Origin of the sequence: Photobacterium lucens (assembly GCF_009873615.1) — a bacterium.
GTDB classification, from domain to species: Bacteria; Pseudomonadota; Gammaproteobacteria; order Enterobacterales; family Vibrionaceae; genus Photobacterium; species Photobacterium lucens.
The window spans coordinates 1-9,692 of the sequence record NZ_SSMG01000045.1; the positions used below are offsets into that span (position 1 = coordinate 1).

Genomic DNA, 9,692 nt, shown 5'->3' on the forward strand with positions numbered 1-9,692 from the left:
GTCACACTAATTATGGCTCTGGCTTTAAGCTAACCCACGATATTGGAGGCTAGCACCTCGTGGGGTCATTATGTCTAAATGGCATCAGGGATTCAGAGATGACAAAAAGTTTATACAAGTACAAAGAATTTAAATTTGATAAAGACGGAAGCATTGAATCTAGTTCTTTGGATTACGTAATAAAACCAATTCAAACAAGCCATTTTTATCTACCGACTAGAAACGCTTTGAATGATCCAACAGAAGGCGTTTTCAGAAATGCTCTAAATTCTGAAATACATAGTTACTTGCAAGGTGTATATGGTATCGGTGAGCGACATGAGTTAATAGGTAACATATATGACTCGGCTAAGGATATTACTCAAGGTTTGGACACTAGTGGGATATTTTCGTTGACAGGAAATCATACTGATGAACTTATGTGGGCTCACTATGCTGACAGCCATAAAGGCATTGTTATAGAGTATGACCTTGATTTATTGACGAGATTTGTACCTAAAAATCACTTACACATTTTTGATGTGACATATAATGAAAACCCACCTCATTTAGGTATGCGTAATATACCAAGCCGCAATGTAATGCAGGTCATGTTTGGTTACAAATCGCCTAGATGGTATTACGAAGAAGAGTGTCGCATTGTAATTGATAATATTCATGGTCAAATGCCTCATGACTATAGAGCTGTAAAGAGCATAACTTTCGGTTATCGCTTTCCTAAAGATAAACGAGATGGTGTCATTGAATTGGTCAAAGGTCGTGTAAAGCAATTCTATGAGGTTATTCTAGATGAAAATAGCTATAACTTTAGACGTGTTCTTTATAAACGCTTTAAAAGTGAAGCAACAGAATCCAAAGTCGATGTTGACTGGACTTATCATTTATCAGGCTTCTCTCCGGATAAAAGGTCAGCCTTGATTGACAATATTGAAGGCATATTAAAATTAGACCCTCATTATAGTGAGTTAACACTAGCAGAAAAATCTACAGTAGTAAGTGGAAAGGTTGCTGTGCAGTATGAGGTTTCTCATAAATCCATGGATATTCAAATATCTGCTAAGTATCATAAGGTTATGGTGGATATGGCCATTTAACAAATAAGGATATGTGTCGCGAAGCCAACACCTATCCGAAGTGTTGGACAAGCCCAAGCCACCTTATATAAGTAAATATTGGAAATATCATGTAGGTTGATGCCAAAAAGAAGTCGAGCGTTATCCTTGTGGTGAACTAATAATATTAACGTTATGATTTATAATAAAATCTTCTTTAATTCTGAAGAGTGAATGCCATATCATTTTACGTCAGTTATCTGGGGCGAAAAATTTCTACTAATTGCATGATATGTTGATACTATGGATAAAATTATTTTCTTTATTATTGATTTCACAAAGAAAAAACTATTTTTTGCTAAGTTGGGACTGATGCTTTTATTTTGAGTCATGCTATTTGCCTGCATATTGATTTAATACATCAAGCATGGCTAAGACCATGCGATGAGGTAGAGGGAGACCATTTCATCATCTTGATGCAGTTTTATGTAAACCAGTAAACCAGTAAACCAAGGAGAGGCTTAAATTGAATATAGTAGAAAAATACCTAGTTAGTTCAGTATTAGAACATTTTGAGTTATGGGATATTGATACACAAAATAAGTTGTCTTCATTACTATTAAGTATTGAACAAAAAGGACTTGAGTCTGGCGTGGGTATTGATGCTAGAGTTGGCCAAAATGCACATTCAGCACAATTGAAGTTTGGTAAATATGTACCAAAGAAGCAGGGAAGATGGTTTTTTTCAATAAATACGACTCCTAAGTCATTTAATATATCAATCCCTGACCGAAGTGATTTAACGATAGATTTTCATGAGGATTTTAAATTAGATATTTTAAGTGGTAAAACAGGAAGCCATATAGTAATTGCCTCTACAGATGCTGCACTTCAACCTGTAGATATTTATCTTAGTGTGATCTCTGAATTCTTGAATTGGGTAGAACAATCAATTATTCAAGGGAAAATCAAACTTGATAAGCGATACCCATATTATCCTCAGTATAATCCGCAATAGCTTTACATCGAAAGGATGCATTCATCTGGTTGAGCAATATAGTTTAGAAGCTTACTTCGAGGTAATTTTTTACGGCTAATATTCTTTCCTTTATGATTGATTTCAAAAAGAAAGAAAATACTTTTTGCTAAGTCGATACCGATGATTTTATTCTGAGCCATGGTCTTTACCTGCACATTGATTGAATATATCAAGCATGGCTCAAGACCATGCGAAGAGGTAGAGGGAGACCATCTCATCACCTTAATGCGGCGTTAGGTTTGCCAAATTACTTCTGAACTCAAACTTTTTAAAAAGTTGTACATTGCTTTATGTTGTACTTGCACATAACTTTCTACAGAAAAGGAATTTAAATTGGCGACACAATTACCACTGAAAATGGCATATCCATACCTACAAAGGCATGGCGTAAATATTAATTATATTAAAGAACTTAACACAGACGCTTGGACTAAAAAAAGTTATTCCTCATCTGTAAGACGTGGTTACGTTATTCGAGAGTTAGTCAAACTACACATGCTAGAACAATTTATATCAGAGCACTGGAATCAGGATTCAAGTAAAACAGTACGTTCAAGTGTTGAGCGATATCTAAGAATAGCAAATGAATTTGATGGCATTAAAAAGTAACAAACCTAACAAATAAGGATATGTGTCGCGAAGCCGACACCTATCCGAAGTGTTGGACAACCCCAAGCCACGTTATATAAGTAAATATTAGAAATATCATGAAGGGTGATGCCGTTATGCCTACTGGCATGATATATCAAATAAAAAAGCAGCAATGAATGATCCTCGTTGCTGCTTTTTTGTTTTCAACATATTAGCTTGTTTATTCGCTACAATTCTTTTTGGGAATTTTCACTAACACTTGAAACTCTCCATTGGCTAATTGGTTTATTGCTAGTTCGTATTCGTTAATTTTGCAGATGTTATCAACGATAGATAAACCTAAACCATAGCGATCGTTATTGGAGCGAGAATCGTCATGCTGAAATAACGGTTGCACCAGTTTATTCACTTCTTGCTCAGAGTAATTAACAGGGGATTGATTGGTGATAGTGAACATCACATGTTGAGTGTCATCATTAATTACGATATCAATCGCAGTACTAGGCACACTATAAAACAGTGCGTTATCTAATAAGTTGGTGATAATGGTTTTTAAACAAAATTCGTCCGCAATAATAGGGTGCTGAAGTGTGTTATTTAAAACTACACGCTGTTTAATATCATCATATTTAAAGTTTAAATCGTGAATCACGGAACTTAATAAGGTTGTGATTTCAATCGGTACTTTATAAATAGAAAGCGAATGAGAAGTGCGTTGTAGTAATAATAGGTTTTCTACAATGACTTTCATGCGGTTCGATATTTGGAGAATGTCCGAAGTGAAGGTTTTTGCTAATCGTTCATCATCAGGAAAACGTTGATGTACTTCGGTAAGGGTGATGATTTCAGCAATAGGGGTTTTAATTTCATGGGCGATATCTGAGGTGATTCGCTTTTCGTTATCGACCATGTTACGGTTGGTTTCGAGGAAGTTATTTAATTCATTTCGGATCAAATCCACTTCAATATAAGAAGATGCTGATTGTTTAAAGCTGAATGTTTTACTTTGGCGTTGTTGTTTATCTTCGTTAAAGACTTTGATTTGATTATTTAGGCTCTCAAGAGGATCAAGCCCTTTATTAACAATCGCTTTAGCAACTACTCGCATAATGATCATGGAAAGTAAAAAACTACCAATCAGCAAAATATCGAGAATGCCTGTGACTTTATCAAGCCCTGTTGTGGATGCATAAATAGTTAAATAAATAGGAGTTGGCTTTTGATCTTTAGGTTTTGCTAAGTATGAATATAAGAATGCCTTGCCGATTTCTCGGTTAGGTAAGGTTACATCGACAATTTGATAGCTATTTAGTGGTAACTTCTTATGCAGCAAATTGATATTGGGATAATCACTCAGGGAATTGGAGCGATAAATAACGTCATCATTTTTCCAGATCTGATAATAAGCGTAATCTTTATCGCTGCTAATCGCATCAGCAAAAGCTTGGATATTGGTGATGGTTTTAAATTGTCCTGCTTGCTCTTGGATCTCTAACTCAAATTGCTCTTGTACCCAATTATCGACACTAAAATCAACAAAGGTAAAAACAATAATAATAAACAAGCCAAATACCGAACTGATGGCGTTAATTAGGTTGCTTTTAATGGAACGTGTTTTTGTCATGTTTAATTCTCGATGTAGTAACCAAAACCACGTTTGTTTTTGATCGGCAGTACCGCATCAATTTTCTTGGCTTTTTTACGCATGGTTGAGATGTGCACTTCGATGGTATTTTTCGCAATGTAATCAAAGTTATTCGCTATATTATCGCTGATCATACTGGTGGTCAGGATCTGACCTCGATGAGTAAACAAGTAATCAACAATCTTGAATTCATTAGGCGTTAGCTCTAAATCATGGCTACCGTAGAACAGGGTTTTCTTATTGGGATCTAAGATAAAGCCATCAATTTCAATGGTATTGGTGATATTAATGGCTTGGCAACGACGTGAAATCGCCAGCACACGGGCATGGAGTTCGTCAAAGGAAAACGGCTTGGTAACGTAGTCGTCAGCGCCTTGCAGTAAGCCATCAATCCGATCTTGGCTATGGGTTTTCGCGGAAAGAATAATAATACGGGTTTCAATGCCCGTTTGACGGAGTTTATTTAAGATCGTCATACCATCAACGCCCGGTAGCATCAGATCTAAAATAATAATGTCGTATTGATTATTTAACGCTAGGCTGAGCCCCTCATCGCCATTTTCAGCTTCATCGGTAGTAAAACCTAAATTATTAAAACCTACTGCTAAGCTGCGACGTAATGCCGATGAATCTTCGATAATTAATATCTTCATGGAGAGCTCAAAAAAAATGTATACCTATAAGAGATTATAAGTATACATTAATTTCGATTGTTAATTCAGGTGTTTATGCTGAAACTTGACAGCTTGCAGTAATGTCCAGCTTAGGATTGATCACTTTTGATTTCACACCGTATAAGCTGAGTAGGCTAGGGAATAGGTTATCCTGTGATAGCCCTGCTTGATTTTCTTTCTTCTCTAAACACGCTTTGTTGATCCCTTTTGCTTGAGCGTATTGGTTTGGTAACCATAATAGCCAAGGTACATGTTTTTGCTCTTTAGGCGCAATTGAGAAAGGCGCACCGTGAAGGTAGAAGCCGTTCTCGCCTAATGATTCACCGTGATCTGACATGTATAACAAGGCAACGTTATATTTGTCTTCTTCGGCTTTCAGCATTTTGATCATTTGCTCTGTTACGTAGTCGGTGTACAGAATGGTGTTGTCGTAGACGTTCTTAATTTCTTGATCGCTACAGTTTTCAATATCGCTTCGGTTGCAAGACGGTTTAAATTTGTCGAATGCTGCTGGGTAGCGTTTGAAGTATGTTGGACCATGACTGCCAATTAAATGCAGTACCAACAGCTTATTCTTATCGTCTTTGTTCATGAAAGCTTGGGCTTTGTCTAACATCACGCCATCGTAGCAGCTAGTACCATTACAGAATTGGTTATGCTGTGATGGATCTGTCGCTTCATAATTAACACGATCAGCCACGCCTTTAGAGCCGCCATCGTTATCAAGCCATAACACTTCAGCACCTGCACGATGAATAATATCAACCGCATTATCCTGTGAGTACGCACGCTCTTGGTTGTAGTGTGCTCGGGTTAAATTAGAGAACATACAAGGCACTGAAAGCGCAGTGTAAGTACCGCAAGATTCGACGTTTTTAAACGATATGATACCTTCATTTTTGGTGTACGGATTGGTATCACGATCGTAGCCGTTATAAGCATAGTTATAGGTACGTGCGGTTTCACCTAACAGCATTACAAACAATGTAGGTTTATGATTATCTGTTGGTTTTAGCTTGGCATCCAAACCTTGTTGTTTAAACGGTAGTGGCTTGTAGATGAACTTTTTATATAAGTATTTACCACTCGCATATACATGGCCAGGAATGATCATACGGTTTAAGAAGTGGTTGTTTCGACCAACTGCTGCATAGGTTTTAAAGGTGGTTAAACCCACAAGCAAAATGGCTGTGCAAGCGATACCTAATAACGCAATACGAGAAACGATATCTTTGACAAAAGAATCTCGTTTGTTGATTTTTACCATGGCAATCCAAATGCTTGGCACGATACCAAAGAAAATCACATACATGATGGAAGTGGTATTGAGGTAAGAAAATGCTTCATCTGAATTAGTTTCAAAAATACTTTCAATTACTGCATTGTTAAACAGAGTGTGGTAATTCACTTCTGCATATAACGCCATGGATGAGGTAATGGTTAAGAAAATCATTACAGGCTTAAAAATATATGGCCAGCACAGTGCAGTAAAGATAATGATGAACGCTGCCATCAATACAATTGGTGCTGTGTAAGGGAATAACACATTAGATACTGAATGGCTTAAATCGAAAATTTTAGCCAAGATCGGGTAGTTAAAGCATAGGGTGAAGTAGGCTGACATCACCAAGATGAAGGTAGTCATCTTAATTTGAAAAATCTGGCGCATTATTGGCTCTTCTTAAGTATTGAATAGCCATATCATCGGGTTTGTAACTTAAGGCTTACTTAAGATTCCTAATAATATTGTTATTAGGAATAGAAATATTAAACCAGCTATTCAACAAAACTGATTATGAAGGCACTGGCGTTTTTCATATGATTAAAGAAAAAAGTAGTATGACTATGAACATCTATCTTGTTGAACAAACCTCACTCACTATGCCTCTTTATGACTTTTTAGACGGAATTTCTTACAAGTTACGTTTGGCGATTTTTAATAAATTCACCTCATATCAAACTCACGGTGATGTGTACCACTGCAAGCATTTGAAGATGCTCAATGCCAGAATTTGGAAATACAAAGGGGCGATTTTTAAACTGCGTGTTGATAGTGGAAATGAATCAGCGAGAGTGCTGTTTATTAAACACAATCACGATCTTGTGATCTTACATGCCTTTTTAAAATCTACCCGAAAAACACCAAAGAAAGATGCTCACCAAGCCATTGCCGTCCTCCAACAAGTGGATGAATTAAACAAAGTGGTTTGGTCTATCTAAGCTGTTTCTTTGTGAGAATATTCTCTTTATTTAATGCTCAGTGGTAACTCAAGGCTATGATAATCATCTAGTTTGTTGTGGTTATTCATGTTATACAAGAGTCAGATTAGATAACGAGTAAGGGATCACGAAGTTATGTCTAGTAAGAAAATGGATACCGCATTAGTGAGTGCAGGACGAAAGAAAAAATATACTCACGGTGCGGTAAATAGCGTTATTCAACGTGCATCATCCTTGGTTTTTGACACGGTTGCAGATAAAAAACACGCCATTAAGAACCGTGCCAAAGGGGAATTGTTTTATGGTCGTCGCGGCACGTTAACTCACTTTGCGCTTCAAGATGCGATGGTCGAACTCGAAGGTGGTGCAGGCTGTTATTTATACCCATGTGGTGCAGCAGCAGTATCGAATAGTATCTTAGCCTTTGTTGCATCAGGCGATCATGTCTTAATGACAGGTGCTGCGTATGAGCCAACTCAAGATTTTTGTAACGTGGTACTAAAAGGCTTAGGTGTCAGCACCACTTATTACGATCCGTTGGTTGGTGAGGGGATTGCCGCTCTTGTGCAGCCTAATACAAAAGTGGTTTTCCTTGAATCACCAAGCTCTATCACGATGGAAATGCAAGACATTCCTGCGATTGTAAAAGCAGTACGTGCTGTTAATCCTGATGCTGTGATCATTATGGATAACACATGGGCGGCAGGGGTGTTATTTAAAGCACTCGATCATGGTGTTGATATTTCTGTTCAAGCAGGTACGAAATACATTGTAGGTCATTCAGATGCAATGATTGGTACTGCGGTAAGTAATGAACGCTGTTGGGATCAACTACGTGAACGTTCATACTTAATGGGGCAAATGGTGGATGCGGATACTGCTTATGTAGCGGCTCGTGGTTTACGTACTATGGGCGTTCGTTTAAAACAGCATCATGAAAGCAGTATTAAAATCGCCCAATGGTTAGCTGAACGCCCAGAAGTGGCACAAGTTAATCATCCTGCATTGCCAAGCTGTAAAGGGCATGAATTCTTTGTTCGTGATTTTGCGGGTAGCTGTGGCTTGTTTTCGTTTGTCTTAAAGAAACGTTTATCGAATGAAGAGGTTGCGAGCTTCCTCGATCATTTTGAGCATTTCAGTATGGCGTATTCATGGGGCGGTTATGAGTCATTGATATTGGCAAGCCAGCCTGAAGAGCTAAATCGTATTCGCCCAGCAGGCAAAGTTGATTTTGATGGTACGCTTATTCGTGTTCATATTGGCTTAGAAGATTGTGATGATCTTATTGAAGATCTTGCTAACGGGTTTAGCCGGATTGCGTAATTAATTGGTTATTTGGTTGGTTTAAAGAAATAGCGCCTCTCAACAAGGGAGGCGCTATTTTTTATTTATTCAATAGCTTCTAGTTTATAGTCACCAAATTGAACAATTCCGTAGCCTTTACAAATGGTGCGAAGTTGTGAATCTTGCAACCATGGAGCATCAAATTCATAAATCACACAATCAGTTAATGTCTCACCTTTAAAATCGTAAGTTGTTTTCACGAGAGGAGTTAAGTACACAACCTCTTGAATATTATCTGTTTTGTTTAATTTTGTACTGTCACTGTGCTCTGTATATGCTCTATCATAAACGAAAAAATTAGCGATAGTGTCGCCTAATTTCGCTGAATATGATGTGTCATGTTTGATGGTATCAGTTGCGGTATAATTTGTTGGAGTTGACCAATTATTTATGCCTTTAGTTATACGACTATTATCTGAAACTTTTTCCCAATTTAGGCTGAACATTAGCTCCCCATCATAATAGTGGGTTTCTTGATATTCATAACCTGTATCATCGTAATAGAATGTATATATTGATTCGTTTTCTTCATCTTGTTGCTTTAACTTTATTACCTTCTTTTCTGTGGGTTGGTAAGCATCAAAATCAATAAGCTCATCATCTTGTGTAACAAACTTCCCCGTATTATCAATAACGGTCTTGCCGTTTATTTTTATATCACCATGCACATCTAATGATGCTGCTGATAGGTTAAATGAAGCGACTGTAATTAATGAAGAGATAGCCAAAGTTAACGTTGTTTTAAACATAATGATTTCCTCATTTAATAATTAGATTGCCTTTAATGGTCAGATCTTTATTTAAAACAAATGTTTCTCCGTCACCGATATCTAAGGTATAGGTCTGACCTTCCTCGATAACTGGGGTTTGTTCGATTGCTTTAATAAAATCTTCTACTGAAGTGAATGTTTTTTCTGGGGCATCTTTATCAGTGGGTTCGGTATTAACATCAGAGGAATCTGAACCGTTACAACCCAGTAATAAGAGGGCGGAGCTAAGTAGTATGGTCTTGAGATATTTCATATTAACCTCTCGTATTTTACTTAGAGGTCAAACCATATTCCCTTATAAATAATATGGAATAGTTATAATGGCTGAGCGATATATCGCTTCCATAATTACTATTA

General features: G+C 37.2%; 10 protein-coding genes and 1 pseudogene. 5 read left to right on the plus strand and 6 right to left on the minus strand.

Annotated elements, in window-relative coordinates:
• Positions 1-98: 98 nt before the first annotated feature.
• Entirely contained in the window at positions 99-1,094 is a 996-nt protein-coding gene (locus tag E5A76_RS03085) for a DUF2971 domain-containing protein (protein ID WP_161118074.1), read from the plus strand.
• A 484-nt stretch (positions 1,095-1,578) separates the two neighbouring features.
• Complete coding sequence (locus tag E5A76_RS03090; protein WP_107167378.1) at positions 1,579-2,070, plus strand: hypothetical protein; 492 nt, start codon at positions 1,579-1,581, stop codon at positions 2,068-2,070.
• A gap of 5 nt (positions 2,071-2,075) precedes the next feature.
• Here the strand turns inward: E5A76_RS03090 and E5A76_RS03095 are convergent.
• Positions 2,076-2,231, minus strand: a pseudogene (locus E5A76_RS03095) (IS110 family transposase); the annotation flags it as partial.
• Between the two features lie 193 nt (positions 2,232-2,424).
• Between E5A76_RS03095 and E5A76_RS03100 the strand changes: the two are divergent.
• On the plus strand, positions 2,425-2,700 hold the full coding sequence (locus tag E5A76_RS03100) for a hypothetical protein (RefSeq protein ID WP_107167377.1): 276 nt from the start codon (positions 2,425-2,427) through the stop codon (positions 2,698-2,700).
• Between the two features lie 202 nt (positions 2,701-2,902).
• On the opposite strand, the gene E5A76_RS03105 is transcribed toward E5A76_RS03100, so the two are convergent.
• The 3 genes from E5A76_RS03105 to E5A76_RS03115 all read right to left on the minus strand — a co-directional run bounded on the left by E5A76_RS03105 (position 2,903) and on the right by E5A76_RS03115 (position 6,670).
• Positions 2,903-4,306 (minus strand): sensor histidine kinase, encoded by a 1,404-nt coding sequence (locus tag E5A76_RS03105; RefSeq protein ID WP_161118075.1) that lies wholly within the window; start codon positions 4,304-4,306, stop codon positions 2,903-2,905.
• 2 nt (positions 4,307-4,308) lie between these two features.
• Positions 4,309-4,980 (minus strand): response regulator transcription factor, encoded by a 672-nt coding sequence (locus E5A76_RS03110; RefSeq protein WP_053988126.1) that lies wholly within the window; start codon positions 4,978-4,980, stop codon positions 4,309-4,311.
• A gap of 73 nt (positions 4,981-5,053) precedes the next feature.
• On the minus strand, positions 5,054-6,670 hold the full coding sequence (locus E5A76_RS03115; RefSeq protein ID WP_237459088.1) for a phosphoethanolamine transferase: 1,617 nt from the start codon (positions 6,668-6,670) through the stop codon (positions 5,054-5,056).
• 176 nt (positions 6,671-6,846) lie between these two features.
• Here E5A76_RS03115 and E5A76_RS03120 point away from each other — a divergent pair, with 176 nt between their 5' ends.
• Together E5A76_RS03120 and metC are read left to right on the plus strand one after the other, a co-directional pair.
• Complete coding sequence (locus E5A76_RS03120) at positions 6,847-7,221, plus strand: type II toxin-antitoxin system RelE/ParE family toxin (RefSeq protein WP_237459090.1); 375 nt, start codon at positions 6,847-6,849, stop codon at positions 7,219-7,221.
• A 135-nt stretch (positions 7,222-7,356) separates the two neighbouring features.
• Complete coding sequence (gene metC / locus E5A76_RS03125; protein WP_161118077.1) at positions 7,357-8,544, plus strand: cystathionine beta-lyase; 1,188 nt, start codon at positions 7,357-7,359, stop codon at positions 8,542-8,544.
• A 65-nt stretch (positions 8,545-8,609) separates the two neighbouring features.
• On the opposite strand, the gene E5A76_RS03130 is transcribed toward metC, so the two are convergent.
• Positions 8,610-9,314 carry a hypothetical protein gene (locus E5A76_RS03130; protein ID WP_161118078.1) on the minus strand — a complete coding sequence of 235 codons (705 nt, stop codon included), beginning with the start codon at positions 9,312-9,314 and terminating at the stop codon, positions 8,610-8,612.
• A 10-nt stretch (positions 9,315-9,324) separates the two neighbouring features.
• Positions 9,325-9,588, minus strand: a complete 264-nt coding sequence (locus E5A76_RS03135) for a hypothetical protein (protein ID WP_161118079.1) — start codon at positions 9,586-9,588, stop codon at positions 9,325-9,327.
• Positions 9,589-9,692: the final 104 nt, after the last annotated feature.

Excerpts from the sequence above, each read along its gene's own strand:
- E5A76_RS03115 (WP_237459088.1), bottom strand. The coding sequence starts at position 6,670 with ATGCGCCAGATTTTTCAAATTAAGATGACTACCTTCATCTTGGTGATG.
- E5A76_RS03135 (WP_161118079.1), bottom strand. The coding sequence starts at position 9,588 with ATGAAATATCTCAAGACCATACTACTTAGCTCCGCCCTCTTATTACTG.
- E5A76_RS03085 (WP_161118074.1), top strand. The coding sequence starts at position 99 with ATGACAAAAAGTTTATACAAGTACAAAGAATTTAAATTTGATAAAGAC.
- E5A76_RS03130 (WP_161118078.1), bottom strand. The coding sequence starts at position 9,314 with ATGTTTAAAACAACGTTAACTTTGGCTATCTCTTCATTAATTACAGTC.
- E5A76_RS03110 (WP_053988126.1), bottom strand. The coding sequence starts at position 4,980 with ATGAAGATATTAATTATCGAAGATTCATCGGCATTACGTCGCAGCTTA.
- metC (WP_161118077.1), top strand. The coding sequence starts at position 7,357 with ATGTCTAGTAAGAAAATGGATACCGCATTAGTGAGTGCAGGACGAAAG.
- E5A76_RS03120 (WP_237459090.1), top strand. The coding sequence starts at position 6,847 with ATGAACATCTATCTTGTTGAACAAACCTCACTCACTATGCCTCTTTAT.
- E5A76_RS03105 (WP_161118075.1), bottom strand. The coding sequence starts at position 4,306 with ATGACAAAAACACGTTCCATTAAAAGCAACCTAATTAACGCCATCAGT.